General features: G+C 72.2%; 16 protein-coding genes and 1 pseudogene. 6 read left to right on the top strand and 11 right to left on the bottom strand.

Annotation, left to right across the window (positions count from 1 at the left end; translation table 11 throughout):
- Positions 1 to 15: 15 nt before the first annotated feature.
- The 7 genes from ACH01S_RS45460 to ACH01S_RS24235 form a co-directional block, all read right to left on the bottom strand.
- Positions 16 to 1,668 (bottom strand): serine/threonine protein kinase, encoded by a 1,653-nt coding sequence (locus ACH01S_RS45460; RefSeq protein ID WP_067895754.1) that lies wholly within the window; start codon positions 1,666 to 1,668, stop codon positions 16 to 18.
- Between the two features lie 579 nt (positions 1,669 to 2,247).
- Positions 2,248 to 2,718, bottom strand: a complete 471-nt coding sequence (locus tag ACH01S_RS24260; RefSeq protein ID WP_148344046.1) for a MarR family winged helix-turn-helix transcriptional regulator — start codon at positions 2,716 to 2,718, stop codon at positions 2,248 to 2,250.
- A 65-nt stretch (positions 2,719 to 2,783) separates the two neighbouring features.
- Positions 2,784 to 4,382 carry an acyl-CoA synthetase gene (locus tag ACH01S_RS24255; protein ID WP_067895748.1) on the bottom strand — a complete coding sequence of 533 codons (1,599 nt, stop codon included), beginning with the start codon at positions 4,380 to 4,382 and terminating at the stop codon, positions 2,784 to 2,786.
- An 11-nt stretch (positions 4,383 to 4,393) separates the two neighbouring features.
- Positions 4,394 to 5,551 (bottom strand): thiolase family protein, encoded by a 1,158-nt coding sequence (locus tag ACH01S_RS24250; RefSeq protein WP_067895745.1) that lies wholly within the window; start codon positions 5,549 to 5,551, stop codon positions 4,394 to 4,396.
- Entirely contained in the window at positions 5,544 to 6,593 is a 1,050-nt protein-coding gene (locus ACH01S_RS24245; protein WP_067895742.1) for a thiolase family protein, read from the bottom strand. The genes ACH01S_RS24250 and ACH01S_RS24245 overlap by 8 nt, the downstream gene beginning before the upstream one ends.
- Positions 6,590 to 7,534, bottom strand: a complete 945-nt coding sequence (locus tag ACH01S_RS24240) for a Zn-ribbon domain-containing OB-fold protein (RefSeq protein WP_067895739.1) — start codon at positions 7,532 to 7,534, stop codon at positions 6,590 to 6,592. Before ACH01S_RS24240 ends, ACH01S_RS24245 begins: the two co-directional genes overlap by 4 nt.
- On the bottom strand, positions 7,524 to 9,083 hold the full coding sequence (locus tag ACH01S_RS24235; RefSeq protein WP_067895736.1) for an acyl-CoA synthetase: 1,560 nt from the start codon (positions 9,081 to 9,083) through the stop codon (positions 7,524 to 7,526). The genes ACH01S_RS24240 and ACH01S_RS24235 overlap by 11 nt, the downstream gene beginning before the upstream one ends.
- A gap of 156 nt (positions 9,084 to 9,239) precedes the next feature.
- Here ACH01S_RS24235 and ACH01S_RS24230 point away from each other — a divergent pair, with 156 nt between their 5' ends.
- From ACH01S_RS24230 to ACH01S_RS24215, 4 genes are all read left to right on the top strand, one after another.
- Complete coding sequence (locus ACH01S_RS24230; protein ID WP_067895732.1) at positions 9,240 to 10,052, top strand: crotonase/enoyl-CoA hydratase family protein; 813 nt, start codon at positions 9,240 to 9,242, stop codon at positions 10,050 to 10,052.
- 117 nt (positions 10,053 to 10,169) lie between these two features.
- Positions 10,170 to 10,439 carry a hypothetical protein gene (locus ACH01S_RS24225; protein WP_148344047.1) on the top strand — a complete coding sequence of 90 codons (270 nt, stop codon included), beginning with the start codon at positions 10,170 to 10,172 and terminating at the stop codon, positions 10,437 to 10,439.
- Positions 10,436 to 10,672, top strand: coding sequence for a type II toxin-antitoxin system RelE family toxin (locus ACH01S_RS24220; protein WP_083981069.1), 237 nt, complete (start codon positions 10,436 to 10,438; stop codon positions 10,670 to 10,672). Before ACH01S_RS24225 ends, ACH01S_RS24220 begins: the two co-directional genes overlap by 4 nt.
- Before the next feature lie 230 nt (positions 10,673 to 10,902).
- Complete coding sequence (locus tag ACH01S_RS24215) at positions 10,903 to 11,271, top strand: hypothetical protein (RefSeq protein WP_067895725.1); 369 nt, start codon at positions 10,903 to 10,905, stop codon at positions 11,269 to 11,271.
- A gap of 330 nt (positions 11,272 to 11,601) precedes the next feature.
- On the opposite strand, the gene ACH01S_RS24210 is transcribed toward ACH01S_RS24215, so the two are convergent.
- Positions 11,602 to 12,714 (bottom strand): NAD(P)H-dependent flavin oxidoreductase, encoded by a 1,113-nt coding sequence (locus ACH01S_RS24210; protein ID WP_067895722.1) that lies wholly within the window; start codon positions 12,712 to 12,714, stop codon positions 11,602 to 11,604.
- Between the two features lie 95 nt (positions 12,715 to 12,809).
- A complete protein-coding gene (gene pgfA, locus ACH01S_RS24205) occupies positions 12,810 to 13,850 on the bottom strand; it encodes a cell envelope lipid trafficking protein PgfA (RefSeq protein ID WP_067895719.1) in 1,041 nt (346 codons plus the stop codon).
- 100 nt (positions 13,851 to 13,950) lie between these two features.
- On the opposite strand from pgfA, the gene ACH01S_RS24200 reads away from it, so the two are divergent.
- Both ACH01S_RS24200 and ACH01S_RS46145 read left to right on the top strand, forming a co-directional pair.
- Positions 13,951 to 14,691 carry a class I SAM-dependent methyltransferase gene (locus tag ACH01S_RS24200; protein WP_067895716.1) on the top strand — a complete coding sequence of 247 codons (741 nt, stop codon included), beginning with the start codon at positions 13,951 to 13,953 and terminating at the stop codon, positions 14,689 to 14,691.
- Positions 14,652 to 15,716, top strand: a pseudogene (locus tag ACH01S_RS46145) (acyltransferase family protein); the annotation flags it as partial. The gene ACH01S_RS24200 and the pseudogene ACH01S_RS46145, both read left to right, overlap by 40 nt.
- Positions 15,717 to 15,732: 16 nt before the next feature.
- On the opposite strand, the gene ACH01S_RS46830 reads toward ACH01S_RS46145, so the two are convergent.
- On the bottom strand, positions 15,733 to 20,073 hold the full coding sequence (locus ACH01S_RS46830; protein ID WP_067895709.1) for an alpha-(1->3)-arabinofuranosyltransferase domain-containing protein: 4,341 nt from the start codon (positions 20,071 to 20,073) through the stop codon (positions 15,733 to 15,735).
- 21 nt (positions 20,074 to 20,094) lie between these two features.
- Positions 20,095 to 21,018 (bottom strand): glycosyltransferase family 4 protein (locus ACH01S_RS24180; protein WP_067895706.1); only part of this gene is annotated, 924 nt, incomplete at its 5' end.

Here is a 21,018-nt window from a genome sequence, read left to right as displayed (position 1 = left end):
CCGCATGTCCGGTGGCTACTTGACGGTGAAGCCGTCGCAGCCGATGTAGTAGGCGTCGCCGTTCGGACGGACGTGGAACCACACGATCGTCCAGACGCCGGGGAACAGCGTGCCCGTCCCGCCCTGCGACCCGCGCCAGTTGAAGTCGTCCGGGTAGGTGAGGTCCAGGCCGTCGCTGCCTGCCTCCTCGCCCTCGGGATACAGGTGCGGCTTGCTGTTCACCCACGCCGGGCCCGCGCTGCCGGACGGCCCCGGATCACGGACCTGCGCGGCGATGTAGTAGCCGTTCGGCCGGTCGTACTTGATGCGCGCGGTGAACGTGACGGACTTCCGCGTGTACGGCTCGCGCGGCGCCGAGACCTGCAACTGGGAGGCGACCCGCTCGTCCTCCTTCTCGGGCTTGATCGCGGGCAGGCAGGTGTAGTCCTTCTGGGAGAACTTGGTCATCTGGTAGTCCATGGTGGGCTGCTTGATGAAGATCTCGTCCGGGGGGCGCCCGTCCGGGCCGGGCGTCCGGCCGCCCGCCGGTGAGCCCGCGGGCGTCGTCGGCGAACCGCCGCCCTGGACGCCCTGCCCGGCCCGCGCCCCCTGCCCCGCCTGGGCTCCGCCGCCGGCACCGTTGTTCCGACCGCCCGAATCGTCCCCGTTGAAGACCGCCCGCGCGGCGAACGCGCCGCCGAGGACGACCGCGACCACCGCGGCGCCCGCCGCGATGACGGCGGCGCGCGAGCCCGGGCCCCTCCCGCCCGTGACGGTCGTCCTGGTGCGCTCCGGCGGGACGAGCCCCGACGTCGCCGCGTCCGCCACACTGACCGGCACCGGCCGCGGCGCGCCGACGAACCGCCGGTAGTCGGGGTCGTCCGCGACCGCGACCGTGGACGCGGCGATCTCCAGCAGCCGGTCGAGCGTGATCCGGTCGCCCGGCTCCTTCGCCGCGCAGAGCCGGACCAGCTCCGCCACCCGCGGGTCGACGCCGTCGAGGTCGATCTCGCCGCTCAGCGTGCGGTGGATGATCGCCTCCATCCGCCCGCCGCCGAACGGCGGGCGCCCGGTGGCGGCGTAGGCGATGGTCCCGGCGAGGGAGAACACGTCCGACGCGGGCACCGGCTCCTGCTCCCGGACGACCTCCGGCGCGACGTAGCCGGGCGTGCCGTTCCACGCCCCCGTCTGGGTGATCTGCGTCTGCCCCTCGCCGCGCGCGATGCCGAAGTCGATCAGGCGCGGGCCGTCCGGGGCGAGGATCACGTTGCCGGGCTTCAGGTCGCGGTGCTGGACGCCCTGCCCGTGGATCTCCTGCAACCCGCGGGCGAGGGCGGCGAGCAGCCGCAGGCAGGTGTCCGGCGGCAGCGGCCCGTGCTCGGCGACGGCCTGCCGGAGCGTCGGCCCGGGGACGTACTCGGTGGCGAGCCAGTACGGCGGCGCGTCCAGCCCGGCGCCGACCATCGCGGCCGCGAACCGGCTGCGGACCCGCTCGGCGGTCGCGACCTCGCGGCGGAAGCGGGCGAGCGCCTGCGGGCCCTCGAAGCCCTCCCGGATCACCTTCAGCGCGATGTGCCGTCCGCCGCCGGTCAGCCCCAGGTACACCTGGCCCATGCCGCCCGCGCCGATGCGCGCGATGAGGGGGTAGCCGCCGATCTCCGCGGGGTCTTCGGGACGCAGTGGTTCCACGTCGGAAAGCCGTCCTCTCACCGGGGGGATGTCGCGCATGATCTCACTTCGGGCCCTCCGCGGTCACCCGCGACGCCCCGGTCCGAGGCAACTGCCCGAAATGTAGTGATGTGACCGAAATCACCGCCCTCTATCCGTGTGACCTGCGGCGGAGCGGTGAGCGTGGTAAGTGTCACCGTCCGAGCGGATCCGCCGAAGCCTCCGGATGGGGTTGAACCCGAACCGACTGTCGGCCCGGGTTTCTGGGAGGCGGCGATCACCGAACGCCCCGACGGCTGACTCCGGGGACGGCCGCCGCGGCCGGGGGGACCGCCGCGACCGTCCCCGGGCTGTGTTCGCCCAGGGGGGCGACCCCCTGGAACCCCCGTTGCGGCGCAGGCGATCCTCACGACCTTGTTGGGGTCTGTCTTGCCTGTGGCGGGTGGGTGCGGGGTCGCTGCGGTCGCCTGCGCCGGCGGGTCGGGCGACCGGAGGCGCTGGGGCGCCTCCGGCCGCCCGACCCGTGGCGGTGGTTGAGGTCCCCGTGGCGGTGGTGGGGGTTCCCGTAGCGGTGGTTGAGGTCGCCGTGGTGGTGGGGGCTTAGGGGAGTTTGCGGATTTCTTCGATTACCGCCGGCATTACCTCGTTGTTGTGGCGGATCCAGTCGAGGAGGACCGCGATCTGGTCGTCGGTGTAGGTTTCCAGGCGGTCGCGGAAGGCTCGGGCTATCGGCTCGAAGTAGCGGCCGAACTGGGCGACGTTCTCCTCCACCAGCTCGACGATCACGCGGCGGCGGTCGTCGGGGTCGCGGGTGCGGCGGACGTACCCGGCGCGCTCCAGCCGGTCGATGACGGCGGTGATCGCGCCGCCGGTCGTGATGCCCATGAGCTGGGCGAGCTGCCCCGGCGTCTGCGGGCCGTCGAGCGTCAGGGCGTTGACGCACTGCGCGTCGGTGACGTTCATCCCCGCCTTGCTCGCGGTGGCATGGTGCAGCAGCACCGTGAACATCGTGCTGCGCTGCATCGCCATTCGCAGCTCGCCCGCCATCCGCTCGCGTTCCGGGGTCGACAACGCCTGCCCTCACTTTTCTCTCATGACGAGACACTCATTTCAAGAGCGACTCTCCACGGGAGATTCTAGTGGGCCGAGCCGGGGCGGGGCCAGGTGGGGCTCTCCTCGGCGATCCGCTTCGCCCAGCGGTAGTCGGCCTTGCCCGCGGGTGACCGCTTCATCTCCGCGACGAAGGCGTAAACGCGCGGCACCTTGTAGCCGGACAGCTCCTTGCGGCAGTGGACGTCCAGGTCCTCGGCGGACGGTGCGTCCTTCGACGGCTGGACGACCGCCGCGACCTTGTTGCCCCAGCGTTCGTCCGGGACGCCCGTCACCACCGCGTCGTACACGCCGGGATGGCCCTTAAGGACGGCCTCGACCTCCTCCGGGAAGACCTTCTCGCCTCCCGTGTTTATCGCCTGCGAGCCTCGGCCGTAGACGGCGATCGACCCGTCCTCCTCGACCGTGGCGATGTCGCCGGTGAGGAGCCAGCGGCGGCCGTCCACGATTGGGAACGTCTTGGCGGTCTTCTCCGGGTCGTTGTAGTAGCCGAGGGCGATGTGGCCTGTGCGGGCGACCTGGCCGATCACGCCGGAGCCCGGTTCGACCGGGCGGAACGCGTCGTCCAGGACGGTGACGTCGTCGACGTCCGGCGCGAACCGCAGGCCCTTCTCCGGGGTCGACCCGGCGACCGCCTCGGCCGTCGAGCCGGACTCGGTCGAGCCGAACCGGTCCAGGATCATCGTGTTCGGCAGGAGTTCCTGGATCCGGTCGCGGACTGTGCCGGTGAAGATCGCGCCGGTCGAGACGAAGGCGAACAGGGACGATGTGTCGTAGCCGGTGCGGGCCAGCTCGTCCGCCATCGGGATCGCCATCGCGTCGCCCGTGATCGTCAGCGAGTTGACCTTCTCCCGCTCGATCGTCCGCCACACGTCGGCCGCGTCGAACTTGCGGGTGTAGACGAGCGTCGCGCCCATGAACCAGGCGATCCACGACGCGACCTGCGCCGCGCCGTGCATGAGGGGCGGGACGGGCATCATCACGAGCGGGCCGCCGGTCCTGGCCATCTCCACGATGTCCTCGGGCCTGGTCGGACGCGGCAGCGTCGGGTTCCAGAACGCGAACAGGATCTCCTCGGTCGTCCACATGACGCCCTTCGGCATGCCCGTCGTCCCGCCGGTGTAGATGATGTAGCGGTCGGCGGCGGAGCGCTTCGGGAGGCCGTCGCGGGTGCCGTTCGCGTTCTCCAGTGCTTCGTCGTAGGCGACCGCGTTGTGGATGAATGGGGTGCCGCCTACGGCTATGAGGTGTTTCAGGGCGGGTGCGTCCGGGACGGTCGCGGCGACCCGGTCCTCGAACTCGACGTCGTAGAGGAGCGCCACGCTGTCGGAGTCGCGGTACACGTAGAGCAGTTCGCTCTCCACGTACCGGTAGTTGACGTTGATGGGGACGGCCCTGATCTTCAGCGCGGCGATCAGCGCCGCCGCGTACTCGACGCCGTTGTAGAGCTGGACGGCGACGTGCTCCCCCGGCCGGACGCCCGCGTCCATGAGGTGGTGCGCCAGCCGGTTGGCGTGCTCGTCCAGCTCCGCGTAGGTGAGCCGGCGGTCGCCGCAGGCCAGCGCCACGCGCTCGGCGATGGCGTCCGCGACTTCCTCGAACAGGTCAGCGTGGTTGTACTCCATCGGGCGCCCCCTCAGGGCTTGTCGCTGCCGACGATCCACATCGCGAAGAACTGGGCGCCGCCGCCGTAGGCGTGGCCGAGCGCGCGGCGGGCGCCGTCCACCTGGTGGTCGCCCGCCAGCCCGCGCACCTGGAGGGCCGCCTCGGCGAACCGGATCATCCCGGACGCGCCGATCGGGTTGGACGACAACACGCCGCCGGACGGGTTCCACGGGATGTCGCCGTCCAGGGCCGTCGCGCCCGCCTCGGTGAGCTTCCAGCCCTCGTGCTCGCCGCAGAAGCCGAGGTTCTCCAGCCACATCGGCTCGTACCAGGAGAACGGGACGTACACCTCGGCGCAGTCGAGTTCGCGGCGCGGGTCGCTGATCCCGGCCTGCCGGTAGACGTCGGCCGCCGCGTCCTTGCCGCCCCGCGGGCTGACGGAGTCGCGTCCGGCGAACATCATCGGCTCGGAGCGCATCGACGTCCCGTGCACCCAGGCCGGTTTCGCCGGGGCCTTCCTCGCCGCGTCCTCCGAGGCCAGGACCATCGCGCAGGCGCCGTCCGAGGACGGGCACGTCTCCAGGTAGCGGATCGGCTCCCACAGCATCGGCGTCGACTCGACCATCTCGCGGGAGATGCCGGGGATCTTCAGGTGCGCGTACGGGTTCCTGAGCGCGTTCTCCCGGTCCTTGACGGCGACGAGCGTGCCGATGTGGTCGGGCGCGCCCGACCGGCGCATGTAGGCGCGGATGTGCGGGGCGAAGTAGCCGCCCGCGCCGACGACCAGCGACGTCGTGAACGGCGAGTTGACGGTGAGCGCCCACGTCGCGTTCGACTCCGACTGCTTCTCCCACGCGATCGTGAGGACGCGCTCGTGCACCCCGCCCTGGATCAGCCCCGCCGCGACGATCGCCGTCGACCCGCCGACCGACCCGGCCGTGTGCACCCGCATGATCGGTTTCCCGGCGGCGCCGAGCGCGTCGGCGAGGAACGTCTCCGGCATCAGCACGCCCTCGAACAGGTCGGGCGCCTTGCCGACCACGACGGCGTCGATGTCCGTCCAGGTCAGCCCCGCGTCGTCGAGGGCGCGGCGGGCCGCCTCGCGCAGCAGCCCGGGCATCGACACGTCCAGCCGCTTCGACCTGTAGGCCGTCTGCCCGACGCCGATGATCGCGCAACGCTCACCCATGCTCTTCTCCCGACAGCACGCAGACGAGGTTCTGCTGGAGGCAGGGGCCGGACGAGGCGTGCCCGAGCGTCCGCGCCGCCGTCCCGTCGTGGATCCGGGACGCCGCCTCCCCGATCCGGATCAGGCCCGCCGCCATCATCGGGTTCGCGGACAGCGCGCCCCCCGACGGGTTGACGGCGACGTCGCCGCCGCGGTCGTCCAGGCCGAGGGCCTCCTTGAGGATCAGCTCCTCGTGGCTGAACTGCGCGTGCAGCTCGGCGACCTCGACGCCCGCCGCGCCCGCCTTCTCGCCCGCGATCCGCGCCGACTCCGAGCGGGTCAGGTCGCGGACGCCCGGCGAGTGCGGCTCGGCGCGGTGGTCGATCCCGGTGATCCAGGCGGGACGTTCGCACAGCTCACGCGCCTTGTCCCCGGACGCGAGGACGATCGCCGCCGCCCCGTCGGTGATGGGCGCGACGTCGTACGGGCGCAGCGGGGCGACGTCGTATTCGTCGCCTTCGGGGTCGGGCAGGTGGAGGGCGAAGGGGTTGCCGCGTCCGGCCTGGCGAGAACGGGCCGCCACTGCGCGCAGGTCGTCCTCGGTGGCGCCCGACCTTTCGAGATAGGCGCGGGCTTGGAGCGCGGCTAGCGATACCGCGTCGATTCCGAGTGGCGCCAGGTAGTACGGGTCGAGCTGCTGGGTGAGGATCGTGCGCAGATCTCCTTGGGACGATTTCCCGAACCCGTAGACGAGCGCCGTGTCGATGTCGCCGTGCAGCAGTCTGACCCACGCCTCGTACAGGGCCCAGGCGGCGTCCATTTCGACGTGGCTTTCCGAGATCGGCGGCCAGGCCCCGACCGCGTCCAGCGCCGACACGAACGCGAACGGCGCCCCGGCGAGGTAGTCGCACGAGCCTGAGCAGGTGAAGCCGAATTGTCGGAGGCCGGTCTTCTGCTTTATTTCGGTGATGACGGGGGCGAGCATCTCGATCTCGGCGAGGCCCTCGTCCTCGGCGCTGTGGCGGGTCTGCGCGAACGCGACCACGGCGATCTCGCGCGTCATGTGTATTCCCTGATCCGCTCGAACGGGACGTCCGGTTCGTCGAGCGGCTCGAACCATTTGATGTTGCCCATGCTCGGCTCCCATTCCTCGCGCGGGCGCCACGCCGCCTTCACCCGCATGCCCATCCGCACCTGGTCCGCCGGAATTCCCGCGACGAGCGTGAGCATCGTCAGGCCCGCGCCGTCCAGCAGCACGTAGGCCGACACGAACGGCACCTCGGGCGCGCGCGGATCGGGAATGTTGTTGACCGCGAACGTGGTGACGGTGCCGGTGTCGGGCAGTTCCACCTCTTCCGTCGTCGGGACGCCGTCGCGCGGGCACAGCCCCTTCATCGGCACGATGACCTGCTCGCACACCGGGCACCGGTGGCCGAGGATCTTCCCCTGCGAAATGCCCTCAAGGAAGCGCTGCAGCGCCTTCCCGCCTTTCAGCGAGTACTCCAGGCGCGTCGGCGCGTTCACCATCGTGACCTCGGGCTGGAAGCATTCGATGTCGCCGATCCCGCCATTGCGCTCGGCGCGCCAGCGGGGCCGCACGCGCATTCCGGTCTTGAGGAAACGCGGCGGTTTCGCGCCCTCCGCGAAGACGCCGACGTCGAGCGCGTGCAGCAGCGCGGTGTCGGCGCCGTCCGGCCGGACCAGCGCCCACGCGAACGGGCGGTCCAGCGGATGCCCTTTCGCCGGGCGCGGCACCCACGACCACGTCGTGACCGTCCCGGCCGGGCCGACCTCGACGAACTCGCCGGTCACGTCCTCGCCGGTGTCCGGGTCGTGCTCGGACGGCGGGACGAGCACCCGGCCCGCCGCCGTCCGGACGCCGACCAGCCGCCCGTCGCGCAGCTCGCTGAGGAACCGTCCGATCACCGGGCCGACCGAGCGCGTGTAACCGCCCGGGAATTCCAGGACGTGGTTGACCTCAGATCGCCCCGTGCTAGATGGCACTGTCTCGGTCCTTCCAGTACGGCTCCCGGAGTTTGCGCTTGAGCAGTTTGCCGTTCGGCTCGCGCGGCATCGTCTCGATGAAGTCGATGGACTTCGGCCATTTCATCCTGGCGAGCCGTCCCTCCAGGGAGGCGAGGATCTCGGCGGTCAGCTCGGGACCGGGCGCCACGCCCTCGGCGGGCTCGACGACGGCCTTGATCTGCTCGCCCCATTCGTCGTCCGGAATGCCGAAGACGGCCACGTCCGCGACCTTCGGATGCAGGACGATCTCGTTCTCGATCTCGGCCGGGTAGATGTTCGCGCCACCCGAGATGATCATGTCGGCCTTGCGGTCGGACAAGAACAGGAACCCGTCGTCGGTCAGGTAGCCGATGTCGCCGACGGTGAAGAAGTCCTTGAGCCGGTTCTTCTTCGTCTTCTCCTCGTCGCCCTTGTACTCGAACTCGACCCCGGCCATCTTCATGTAGATCGTGCCGTGAGTGCCGTTCGGGACGGGGTTCCCGTCGTCGTCCACGATGAGCAGTTCGCTGATCGGCCACGCGTTGCCGACCGTGCCGGGGTGGGCGCGCCAGTCGGCGGGGCTCGCGATCGTCCCGCCGCCCTCGGTCGCCGCGTAGTACTCCCAGATGCAGTCGCCCCACCAGTCCAGCATCCGCTGCTTGATCGGCACGGGGCAGGGCGCCGCCGCGTGGATCGCGTGCTTCATGCTCGACACGTCGTACCTGGACCGGACGTCCTCCGGCAGCGCCAACAAACGCTTGAAGTGGGTCGGGACCATGTGGGTGTTGGTGACGCGATGGTCCTGGATGAGCCTGAGGGTGTCTTCGGCGGTCCACTTGTCCATGTAGACGAGGGTGTGGCCCATGTGCAGGGCGGTGCCGCCGAACTGGGTGACGGCGGTGTGGTAGTTCGGCGAGGTGATCAGGTGCGCCTCGTGCTCGCCCCCGGCCGGACGTCCCGGCGTGATGCCGAAGAAGCTCAGCAGGAACGTCATCAGCTCGGCGCTGTCGTCCGGGTCGATGCCCATCAGGGCGCGCTTGACGCCCTTCGGGCGGCCGGTCGTCCCGGACGTGTAGTGCATGGTCGCGCCGTTGGTCCGCTCGTCGGGGAGGGTGTCGGGGTGCCCGTCGACCAGGTCCCCGTACGGGCGGAAGCCGTCGACGTCCCCGAACGCGAACCGGCGGTGCGCCTCGATCTCCTCGCCCGCCCGCGCGCCCTCCGCCGCGTACCGCTCGTGAACGAAGAACGCCTTCGCCTCGCTGTCGGCGACGATGTACCCGATCTCCGGCCCGGTCAGGTGCCAGTTCACCGGCGTGTAGTACCAGCCCGCCTGGAGCGCCGCGAGGTACAGCACCAGTCCCTCGGACCCGTTCGGCACGAGCCCGCAGAACCCGTCGCCCGCCTCCAGGCCGAGCCCGCGCAGCCCGTGGACGAGCCGGTTCGCGCGGGACAGCAACTCGCCCGCGGTGTGCTCCGTCCCGTCCGGGTCGACGGCCGCGACCCACCCGGGATCGGCCTGCGCCAGCCGCCAAAAGCCCAATGACCCCATCGGATCTCCCTCGATGACCACGGTGAGCGCCGTCCCCCGGCGGACGCCCCGGCGGGCAAAAGTAGATCACGTTCTCGTTTTGCATATCAAGCCCTACCGGCCGGGGATCACCTTAACTAGAATCTGTTCTCGTTTGACATCCACGCTGGAGGACCCATGGCGGACCGGCTGCCGATCAGCACCGAGCACTGCATCGTCGAGCGCGACGGCCACGTCGTCACCGTCACGATGAACCGTCCCGAGGCGCGCAACGCGCTCAGCTCCGCCATGCTGGTGGGCCTCGCGGACGCCTGGACCTACATGTCCGAGACGCCGGACGTCCGTGTCGGCATCCTCACCGGCGCCGCCGGCACCTTCTGCGCGGGCGCCGACCTGAAGGCGATGGCGCAGCAGCCGTCCGACCCCCGGATCCGGGAGCGGATGGCCGAGATCCCGAACTTCCACTGGAAGGGGCTGCTCCGCGAGGGACGTCCGACCAAGCCCCTGATCTGCGCGATCGAGGGCTACGCCGTCGCGGGCGGCACCGAACTGCTCGTCGGCACCGACCTGCGCGTCGTCGCCGAGAGCGCCACCCTCGGCCTCTACGAGGCGAAGCGCGGCCTCTTCCCGATGGGCGGCTCCGCGATCCGCCTCCCCCGCCAGATCGGCTACGCCAACGCGATGGACATCCTCCTCACCGCCCGCTCGGTGACCCCGCGGGAGGCCCTCGCCATGGGCCTGATCAACAAGATCGTCCCGGACGGCACGGCCCTCGCCGCCGCCCGCGACTTCGCCGACCAGGTCGCCGCCTGCGGCCCGCTCGCCGTCCAGGCCATCCTGCGCACCTACCGCGAGACCGAACACCTCCCCGAAGAGGCCGCCCTCAAGGTCTCCGACGAGCACGGCTGGCCCGTCATAGCCTCCGAAGACGCCAAGGAGGGCTCCCGAGCCTTCAAGGAAAAGCGCCCCGCCGTCTTCAAAGGCAACTAATCAACAGACCGTAGTCAGTCCGTCACACTTCGATGGTATGTTCGACCAGGAGGACAGGCCCCAACGCCCCCGCGGCACCCCCTGGATGGAGAACAAACCATGAGTACGCTGGCGACCATGAGCGTGGAACCGACCGGATCCCCGTCGAACGTCCCCGGGACAGACGAGTACGAGGTCATTCACCTAGGCGGCGAGGCAGCGGCGATCGTCCCCCTGGATGACCTCAGAAGGCTCAAAGCGCTGGAACGGGCCGCCACCCCGGAAGCGCTGGAGGAGGCCGAGGCTGCGGCCGCGTTCGCCGCGCTGGACGAATGGGAGGCCGCCGGGCGTCCCGGCGCCGTCTCCCACGAGGAGTTCATGGCGGAGATCCTCGGCTCCGACAAGTGAAGATCGAGTGGTCACAGCACGCCCAGGAGACAATGCGCCGCTACATGCATGATCAGAAGGGCATGCACGCCATCGCCACCGCGGTGGGCGAACTGCTCGATAATCCGAGACCGCCAGAGGCGTTCGCCTGGGGAAAAACAGACTTCAGGCTTCGGGTCGGGCCGTACCGGGTGTTGTACCGCGTCAGTGACGGCATCGTCTACATCGCCCACGTAAGCCGCACGGTGAGTTGAGCGGCTAGGCCCCGGCCCTGTGAGCCGGGGCCTTTCCCATATTGCTCAGACCTGAGCAAGTGGTCGTTATAAGGGCCGATTTGAAGGTTACGGGCTGTCCGGAATGGGGGGCGGGTTTGCGAAGGGTCGTTCGTGGCAGCGGTTAGGGCGAAGCGAGTCACGGAAGGACTGAGCGAGCCATGGCCTTGCATATCGGACGTAGGCGGCAGGAGCCACCGGCGGATGAGGCGGTGCCGCGGCGGAGCCTCTGGCGGCGGCGGACGGCGGCGGCCGGGGAGCCGACGAAGCCGGGAGCCGGGCGGCGCGGGACGCCGCGGTGGCTGCGCAGCAGGCACAACCCGGTCAGCGCGATGATCCTGGCCGCGGGCTGGGCCGCCGTCGCGATCCTCGCCCTCGGCATGCTGCTGACCTGGGGAGACGCCAACCCGGGCAACACGCTCGTGGACGCGACGCTCGACGCCGGACGCTGGCTCGCCACCCCGTTCCACGACGTCTTCACGCGGAACGACCCCGACGAGCAGCTCTACATCAACTGGGCGCTCGCCGGAGTGGTCTACTACGTCCTCGCCCGCACCCTCTCCTGGATGACAAGGTTCTGACCCCCGAAGCCCCGGCCGCGACCAGCACGCAGCCGGGACTCCAGCGCCCAGAAGCCTGCGTACGCTGGCGACCATGAGCGCGGAACCGACCCGACCCACGTCGGACAGCCAGGGTCGGCCCGGGGCGATGTCCCACGAGGAGGTCACGCGCTTCCTGCTGGACGAACCCGAATGAAGATCGAGTGGTCGCCCCAGGCGAAACCGCACGCTTCATGCGTGACCAAGAGGGCCTGCGTCGTCGACTACGTCGATCGGGGCACCCGGCACGATGGTTGACGCCTGTCACGGTGGGCTCCGGTCGTCGGGGGACGGCCGGAGGTTTCTGCGGGTTCAGTCGGAATCGGTGATGGTGTTCAGGCGGGTTATCGCTTCCACGTATTCGTCGATCAGGTCGTAGATGACCTGGGCGGACGGTTTTATCTGGTTCATGGAGCCGACTATCTGGCCCACGGGGAAGGTGACCAGTTCGCCGTCGCCGGAGCGGGATATGCGGGGGAGGGCGTCCGCGATCAGCATGAACTGCATGGGCATCGGGAGGTAGCCGGGGGAGTTCTCGCTCTCCCACGCGTCCGTCCAGGCGGTCTTGAGGAAGCGGGCGGGCTTGCCCGTCCAGGCGCGGGAGCGGACGGTGTCGCGGGACGTGGCGTTGAGGAGTTTCGGGAGGGCGCGTTCGGGGGTGTCGGCTTCGGCGACCGTCAGCCAGATGGAGCCGGTCCAGACGCCGTCGGCGCCGAGGGCCAGGCCCGCGGCCATCTGCCGGCCGCGGCCGATGCCGCCCGCGGCGAGGACGATCGTGTCCTCGCCCACGGCGTCCACGACCTCGGGGATCAGGACCATCGTCGCGACGTCGCCGGTGTGGCCGCCCGCCTCGGTGCCCTGCGCGACGATGATGTCGACGCCGACGTCCACCTGCTTGCGGGCGTGCCGGGCGTTGGACGCGAGGCCCGCGACCTTCACGCCCTGGCGGTGCGCCTGCTCCACGACGTCCGCCGGGGGCGGGCCGAGGGCGTTGGCGAGCAGGGCGATCGGGTGCTTGAGCGCGACCTCGACCTGGGGGCGCGCGGTCACGTCCGTCCAGCCGAGGAGGGCCTTGCCCGCCTGGTCGGTCGGCGGTTCGACGCCGTGCTCGGCCAGCAGGTCCTCCAGGAACCTCTTGTGCTCGGCCGGGATCATGCCCTGGAGTTTCGCGAGCAGTTCCTCGGCGTCGCCCATGTCGGCGCCCTCGTACTTGGCGGGCATGACGACGTCCACGCCGTAGGGCCTGCCGCCGACGTGCTCGTCGATCCAGGCGAGTTCGAGTTCGAGCTCCTCGGGGGTGAAGTGCAGGGCGCCGAGGACGCCCATGCCGCCTGCGCGGCTCACCGCCGCGACCACGTCGCGGCAATGACTGAACGCGAAGATCGGGTACTCGATGCCGAAAAGTTCGGTGACTCGTGTCCGCACGCTCCCGACCCTAGGCGCGGCGCACCGAAACTGCAACAGGTTCTAGTTGGGCGAGGCGTCAAAAGTCGACGTTGGGGCTTCGGGTAGAACGCGTATCAGTCGGAGGTGGTGCTGCTCGCCGCCGGGGCCGGTGGGCCCTCGGCCGGGGCCGGGTCGCCGAACTTGCCGTCGGGACGGCGCGGGGTGGCCGGAGCCGGTGGGGCGGCGGGCCGGGCGAAGGCGAGGGAGACGCCGACGAACAGCAGGATCAGGCCGAACAACACGCCCGCCCCGGGGATGTAGCTGCGCAGGAGGTCGATCTTCAGCGCGGTCGAGTTCGCCAGGTCGACGAGGCTTTGCTGGTCCTTGTCGACGGTGACGAGGTCGGCCTGCGCGACGATCATCGAGCCCTTGCCGTTCGGCGTCCGGACGGTGCTGCGGATGTTCTGGCGGTGCTTGACGGGGATGCCCGTACGCGGGTCGACCCAGACGGTGTTGTACGCCTCGGCGTACCGGTCGACCTTCTGGTTTCCCGCCTTCTCGGGGAGGCCGAGCATCTTCGCGGGCATCTTGACGTCCAGCCGGGCGGTCTTCGTCAGCGGGATCGTCTGGGTGAAGCGGTAGGCGGTGAGGCCGTGGACCTCCTCGACCGCGTTGAACCGCATCGGCGCCGGCCGCCGCGTCGTCATGTCGTAGAACGGGTAGTCGCGCTTGTGGACGTTCGCGATGGGGAAGAGCAGCCCGTACCCCGACATCCGGACGCGGTTGTCGCCGTCCACGTTGGAGCCGCAGCAGTTGGTCAGCTTCCCGGTACGGCGGTCGAACGCGATGCGGAAGCCCTGGATCTGGATGGGCTTGTCGGGCTTGGCCCGGTTGTAGATGTTGGTGGTGGAGTCCCAGACGGCGATGTCGCCGTTGCCCTCGTTCGCGCGGACGTCCCCCCGGACGGTGTTCTTCGCCAGAAGGGTGACGTTCTTCTTCAGCTTGAGGTCGGACTCGTCGAAGTACGTGGAGCCCTTCGATTCGAGGGACGTCACCTGGTAGCGGTTCAGCGGCGCCACGACCACCCGGTCGGCCACGTAGAAGCGGACGAGGGGCGCGAGCGTCAGGAAGAACGCGCCCAACCCGATCAGGATCAGGCCGACGGGTCGCCGCATGGACCACCTCCACGGGGGGCTACTGCCGGGTACCCTACCTCCTGCCAGCGCCCCCACCTCCAGTGATCGCCCCGCTCCCCCGGACCCCAGCGAGGTGCCCATGCCGTCCACCGAGCGCCGTGCCACGCTGGGACGCTCGGTGCGCCTGCTGAGCGCATTCCGCAAGGAGCAATCCGACCCGGACCATTTCTACGGCCTGATGGCCCGCGACACCGTCGCGCTACTCGGCTCTTATACCGACCTGGACGGGGCGACCGTCCTCGACGTGGGCACCGGCACCGGGCATTTCGCGCGGGAACTCGCGGATGCGGGAGCCCGGTGCACCGGTGTCGACCATTCTGTCGCCGAATTGACTTCGCTCGGCGCTCCGACCCCGAACGCGATCGCCGCCAGTGCGCTCGCCCTTCCGTTCAGGACGGGTTCCGTCGACGTGTGCTTCTCGTCGAACGTGCTGGAGCACGTCGTCCGGCCGTGGCGAATGGCGGGTGAAATGGTGCGCGTGACGAAGCCGGGCGGGACGGTCTTCCTGTCGTTCACCAATTGGCTGTCCCCGTGGGGCGGGCACGAGACCTCGCCTTGGCACTACTTCGGCGGCGAGCGGGCGGCCCGCCGCTATGAGCGGAGGAAGGGGCGTCCGCCGAAGAACCTGTACGGCCGGAGCCTGCACCCGGTGTCGGTGTCGGCGGCGCTGGCGTGGGCCCATGGGCGCGATGACGTGCGCGTTCTGGACGCCCTCCCCCGCTACCACCCGCGCTGGGCGGAGGGGATCGTCCGCGTTCCCGGGCTGCGGGAGATCGCGACGTGGAACCTCGTCCTGGTGCTGCGGAAGAAGGGAACGTGAAATCCGCGGCTGAGAAGGCCGGGACGGCGGCGCCGCCGATCTCCGGGCATCAGAATGCCTTCGACGGTCTCCGGGCGGTGGCGGCGTTGTGCGTCCTTGTATTCCATGTGGCGAGCGCGGCAGGATCCATGACGAACCCGGCCGGGGCGCGGTGGCTGTACAACGGCGGGCAGGTCGGCGTCCCCGTTTTCTTCGCGCTTTCCGGGCTGCTGCTCTACCGGCCGTGGGCGGCGGCCGTCCTGAACGGGCGGCCCGCGCCGCGCGCGGCCGAATACCTGCGAAAGCGGGTCTTCCGCATTCTGCCCGCCTATTGGCTGCTGATCGTCGTCTATATGCTCACGGCCGGACGCGATCACGCCGGTGACCCGTTCACCTGGGCGTCGCTGCTCACGCTCACCCAGACATATCCGCCGGACGCCTGGTGGGACGGCGACCTCGGCCCCGCGCACCTCGGGCAGATCTGGAGCCTGGCCGTCGAGGCGGCCTGGTACGTCGCGCTGCCGGTCACCGCCGCGCTCCTCGCCTGGTACGCGCGGCGCGGGCCGGGCGGCGGCGCGGACGTCCGCGCGCGGCGGCTGCTGACCGGCATCGGCGTGTACGCGGCACTGTCACTGGCCTGGACGGTCGTCATGTTCGTCCCGGAACGGCATTCGCAGGCCGGACTGTGGCTCCCGCGCTACTTCGCCTGGTTCGCCATCGGGATGGCGCTGGCCGTGGTGACGGTGTGGGCGCGGCTGGACGACCGCGCCGCCGTGCTGTGCCGGGCCGTGTCCGACTCGTGGGCCGCGTGCTGGACGGCGGCGGCCATGCTGTACGTGGTCGCGGCGACGCCCGCCGCCGGGCCGCTCGCGCTCCGGGCCCCGGACGCGTTCTGGACGGCCGCCCTGCACGTGATCGTCCTCGGGCTGTGCGCGGCGGCGCTGGTCGCCCCGGTCGCGCTGGCCCCGGCCGGGCATCCGGCGCTCGGCCCGCTCCTCGGCAACCCGGTGATGCGGTTCCTCGGCCGGATCTCCTACGGCGTGTTCCTGTGGCAACTGCTGATCATCGTGGCCTGGTACGAGGCGGCGGACCGGGGGCTGCGGGGGAACGTGGCGACGGACCTTCCGCTGCTGGCGGCGGCGTCCATCGCAGCGGGGAGTCTGAGCTACTACCTGGTGGAACGTCCGGTGCGGGCGCTGACCCGCCGGGATCAGGCCCGCCGGGAGGACCCTGCCCCGGCGCCGTCCAGTTGAGCGCGATCGGCCCGCCGGGGCCGCCGCCGGACGGCCGGGGCCGCCACAGCTCGGCCGCGACCCGGCCGACCACGGCGACCCCGAGGAGCTGCGGGACGACGTCGCCCAGCAGGCCGGACGGGGAGGCCGGGTCGGCGATCAGGTCGAGCCAGGCCCCGGCGGCGAGGCAGCCCGTCCCGGCGAGCATCGCGACCGCCACCGGCCACGGGGACGCGGCGGCCCGCGCGACGGCGGACCCGCGCCCGCGCGCGGCCCCGCATCCGGCCGCGACCGCGGCGGCGACGGCGAGGCCGGGCGCCCCGGCGATCCAGCCGCCGAGCGCGGCGGCGAGCCCGACGGCGGCCCAGGCGGGCCAGCCCGTCCCCGCCACGACGGGCGCGCCGCGCCGGTCGCGCGCCCGCCCCGGCCAGAGCGCCGCGACCAGCAGCATGAGCAGGAGGGACAGCCCGCCGGCGACCGCGGCGCGCTGCGCCCGGTCGGGCCCGTAGGTCAGCGTGACGACGCCGCGCGTCCCCGCCGGGACGACCCAGCCCTGCTTCCACCCGTCCAGCCGGACCGGACGCAGCGCCGCCCCGCCCACGCTCGCCCGCCACCCGTCGTTGAAGTTCTCGTTCACGGCGAGGAACGAAGCGGCGGCGGCGCTCACCTCCACCCGTCGCGAGCCCGCTCCCCACTCAAGCACCTTGACCTGCCCGGACACCCCGGCAGACCCGCCCTGCCCGCTAGACGCGGCGGGCTTCGGGCCGAGGGTGAGGGTGTCGATGCGGAACGGGTCCAGGGGTGCGGCGGTGAGGTGGTTCCGGCCCGGCGTCAGCGTCGCCCGTTCGCATGCGCTGAATCTGAGCGGGCGTCCGGCGAGGAGGTCGCCGAACGTTCCACCGGCCCGTGTCGGGATGGAGGTCGTGCCGATGCGAAGTGTCGGGCCGAGACCGCATGGCAGACGCAGTGGAACGTCGCGCACGTCTGGCAGCGGCCGCACGCCCGGCACGCGCAGTTCGGTGAGCTGGAGCGGTTGCGGTTGCGCCTCCTTCAGGAAGGTGAGCGTGAGGCGGTCGGTGGTCATCGGGGCGAAGGTCAGCCTGCCAGAGGCGTCCGACAGTCCTTCGCGCGTCTCGCCGCCGTCGCCCTCGACCCGGATCCGGAGCGGGCCCGACGCGCCGGGCGGGCGCTCGGCCGTGACCTCCGACACCCGCTTGCGCCCCTTCCAGCGCACGCTGTACCGGGGCCGGTCGTCGTCCTCCGCCGCGATCCAGGACGTCGAGGGATCGCCGTCGAAGCCGGACCGGGCCTGGGCGGCCGGGTGCCGCGACAGCGTCGAACTCGCCGCGACCGCCGCCTGCCCCCGCACCGCCGTGTACCGCTCGACCAGCGCGGGATCGGTGAGGACCGCCGTCCCGGTGACGGGCGCCCGGCCGCCCGCCGCCGACGTGAACGTGCGGTCGAACCCGGCGCCCTCCTCGTCCGCGGAGCCGAGCGAAGGCGAGCACACCCAGCGGAGGCTGCCCTTCATGCAGTCGGGCACGGCCCCGCCCGTCCGGCCCAGCACGTAGGTGGCGGGCCCCGCGACCCGAGGCGGCGCGGGCAGGACGTACGTGCGGCTCGGCTCGACCCCGCCGACCGACACCTCCGCCACCGCCGCCCGCGCGAAGGCCGGGACGATCGGCTCCGCCGCGAGCCGCGCGATCCGCAGCCGCAGCCAGCGGGTCGGGCCGTCCGGCGCGCGGAGCGGCTGGGCGTCCGCCGTGCGCCGGACGTCCTGCTCCACCGTCCCGCGCTCGGTCTCGACCGCGACGCGCGCGACCGCGGGCCCGAGCGCCGGGTCCTGGACGAACGCGGCGGTCAGCCCCCGCACGTCGCGCGGATGGTCGAAGTCGGCGCGCAGCCACTGCCCGACCGGGCCCGTCCAGCCGCCGGTCCGCCACGCCGTGAACCGGTTCCCGTCGAACGCGGCGAACGGGACCGCGCCCGGCTCGCGGGCCTGCGGGATCACGTCGTCCCCGCCCGCCGACGTGGACGCGGTGACGTCGCGGACGCCGCCGCCGTAGGCGGCGCGGGTGGCGTAGCGGTCCCAGCCGCCGGCCAGGACGTCGGCGGCCTCGCGCCGCCGCGCCTCCGTCAGCGTCTCCGACGTCTGGTGCAGCTCGCCGAAGTCGCGGCGCAGCAGCCGGGGCGAGTCGGCCACGACCGGGGCGCCGCGCAGGTCGGGCGCGTCGTCGTCGAGCAGGACGGGACCGTCCGGCAGCGCGCCGTCGTCCGCCATCGCGAGCAGCGACTCCGGCCCCCCGTACACGCGGACGGGGTCGGAGGCGGGGGCGAGGCCCGCGACGCCGGCGGCGCCCGCGACCTCGTAGACCTCCAGCGCCGGGTACGGCTGGTCGACCGCCGACACCGCGTCGTCGGCGGTGGGCCCGCCGGTCGGCGGACCGAAGGCGGCGGCCCTGCGCAGGCCGGGCGAGTCGTCCAGGGCCTGGTGGACGCGGGCGGGCCAGGCGCCGCGCAGCGTCTCGCGCCGCAGGTCGTTGCGCACCAGCAGGTACCGGACGCCCATCCGGCCGAGGAACGCGCTCAGCCCCGGCGACCCGCGGCCGGAGCGGACCTGCCGGTCGATCGCGTCCAGCGCCCGCGTGTACCCGGGCGACCCGGCGGGGACGAGCTGCCGCACCCCCCACCGCGCGTCCAGCAGCGGCTGGACGACGTCGTCCATGGGACGTCCCCACAGGTACTCGCCGAACGGCGCGCCCGGCACGGCGAGCACGCCCTGCCGCCCGGCCCGCGCGTTGATCCAGGACGCCGCGTCCCGCCAGTACCGGGGGACGTCGGTGAACTCGCCGGGCCCGGTGAGGCCGTGCGAGGCGGCGGTGAGGCCGATGCCGCCGAGCCCGACCGCCGCCGCGACCGGCAGGCTTGCCAGCGACCTCCACCGCAGGGCGGGCGCCTTGGCGGACGTGAGCAGGTGGGCGAGGCCGAGCGCGAGCGGCAGCCGGACGACCGCGTCGAACTTGTGCAGGTTGCGGAGCGGGGCGAGCGGGCCGTCCAGCAGGTCGCGGAGCTGCCCGGCGAACGGGCCCGGGATGTCGCTGAGGTGCCCCATGGACGCGACGGCCAGCCCGGCGAGCAGCGTGACCAGCAGGAACGTCCGCTCGGGGAGGAGCCGTCCGAGCAGCCCGGCGAGGCCGAGCGCGGCGACCGCGCCCGTGCAGAGGACGGGGAGCGGGCCGAGCGAGAGGGCGTGCCCGACCGGCCACCAGACCTGGCCGTCCACGGCGAGGTAGTTGACCCACCGTTCGGCGCCGCGCAGCACGTTGACGAGGCCGGTGGGCCCGGTCGTCGTGTCGGCCTTCTCGGTGTAGGTGAGCCAGGAGAACCCGTACCTGCCGGTCAGCAGCAGCGGGACGAGCCACCACGCCGCTGCCGCGCCCGCCGCCGCCGACCACCAGGCGAGCAGCCTCAGGCGGTGCGTCCCGCGCGGCCGCGTCAGCACGTACACCGCCGGGACGACCAGCACCGCCACCGTCGCGGTCGCGTTGATCCCGCCGCAGCAGGCGATCGCGAGCCCGGACCGCGCCGCCGCGCGGACCCGTCCGCCCTCCCCCGATGCGGCCGTGACCAGCGGCAGGACGATCCACGGCAGCATCGCGACCGGCAGGTACTCCGAGGAGATCTGGCCGAGCGTGGCGAGCGCGTTGGGGGCGAGCGCGTAGGCCGTCCCGGCGAACGGGCGCGTCCAGGGGCCGCCGACGCCGAGGCGTCCGGCGAGCCGCCACGTGCCGGTGAACGCGAGGCACATCAGCAGCGCGAGCCAGAAGCGCTGGGTGATCCAGGCGGGCATCCCGGCGACGTCGCCGAGCGCGAAGAACGGGCCCATCGGGAACAGGTAGCCGACGGCCTGGTTCTGGAGCTGGCCGAACTGCTCGGGGTCCCACAGGCGCACCGCGCGGCCGAGGAACCCGACCGGGTCCACCGGCATGTCGATCTTGGTGTCGGCGAGCAGCGCGCCGGGCCGGGTGCCGAACGCGAGCGCCGTCAGCGCCAGGCAGCAGGCGACCGCGCGGAGCCGTTCGCGCGCCCGCTCGTACGCCCGCGCCGCCGCGTCCGGGGCGGGTCGCGGCGGCGCGCCGGAGCGGGGCGGGTCCGCCTCTCCCACCGCCATCGGGCCCCCTCGCCTCCTCCGTCAGTCCGCGTGCGGGTCACCGTACCCGCGGTCCCGCTCGGCGCGGACGGCGGCGGCGACGAGGTCGCGGACGCGGGCGGCCGTCCGCGCCCAGTCGAACCCGTCCGCCCAGTCCCGGCAGGCGGCGGCGACCTCCGCGCGGCGGACGGGATCGGACAGCTCCTTCAGCGCCCGGTCGGCCACGTCCGCCTGGTCCTCCCCGGCGCGGACGAGCCAGCCGGTGACGCCGTCGCGGATGGCGTCGCGCAAGCCGTCCACGTCGGGCGCGACCGTCGGGACGCCGAGCGCCGCCGCCTCCAGCACGCTCAGCCCCCAGCCCTCGCCCTGCGACGTGCTGAGATGCAGGTCGGCGCGGGCGACGAGCGCCGCCTTGACCTCCTCGGGGACGTGCCCGTGCGGGACGACGACGCCGTCCAGGCCGCGCGCGGCGATCGCGGCCCGGAGCGCGGGCGCCGCGGGGCCGTCCCCGACGATGTGCAGCCGCAGCCCCGGACGGCTCTCCGCGAGCCGCTCCGCCAGGTCGAGGAGCAGGTGCGGCCGCTTGTGCGGGACGAGCCGGTTCACGCACACCAGGTCGGGGTCCCCGGCGGGGCCCGGCGGGACCGTCCCGGCGGGGTCGGCGACGTCCGTCCCGTTCGGGACGACGTGCGCGGGCCCTTTCCAGCCCAGCCTTTCCCGGACCGCGCGCAGCGTGGACGGCGAGACGACGACATAGGCGTGGCGCCGGTACGTCCGGTTGCTCACCGGCCCTTCGAGCCGCCGTCCGAGCCACGACAGCCAGCCGGGGAAATACAGCCCGAACTGGTGCTCGTGCACATGGTGAATGACGCAGAACACCGGCACGCTGCGGGGCAGCACCCATGGAGTGAAGAAAGGGATGCCGTTCTGGCAGTCGATGACCGCGTCGAACCGTTCCGCGCGGCG

The sequence above is a fragment of the Actinomadura chibensis NBRC 106107 genome (genome assembly GCF_001552135.1).
Taxonomy (GTDB): domain Bacteria; phylum Actinomycetota; class Actinomycetes; order Streptosporangiales; family Streptosporangiaceae; genus Spirillospora; species Spirillospora chibensis.
Note: the sequence above shows the minus strand (reverse complement) of the source record. Positions and strands in the feature narration are given on the sequence as shown.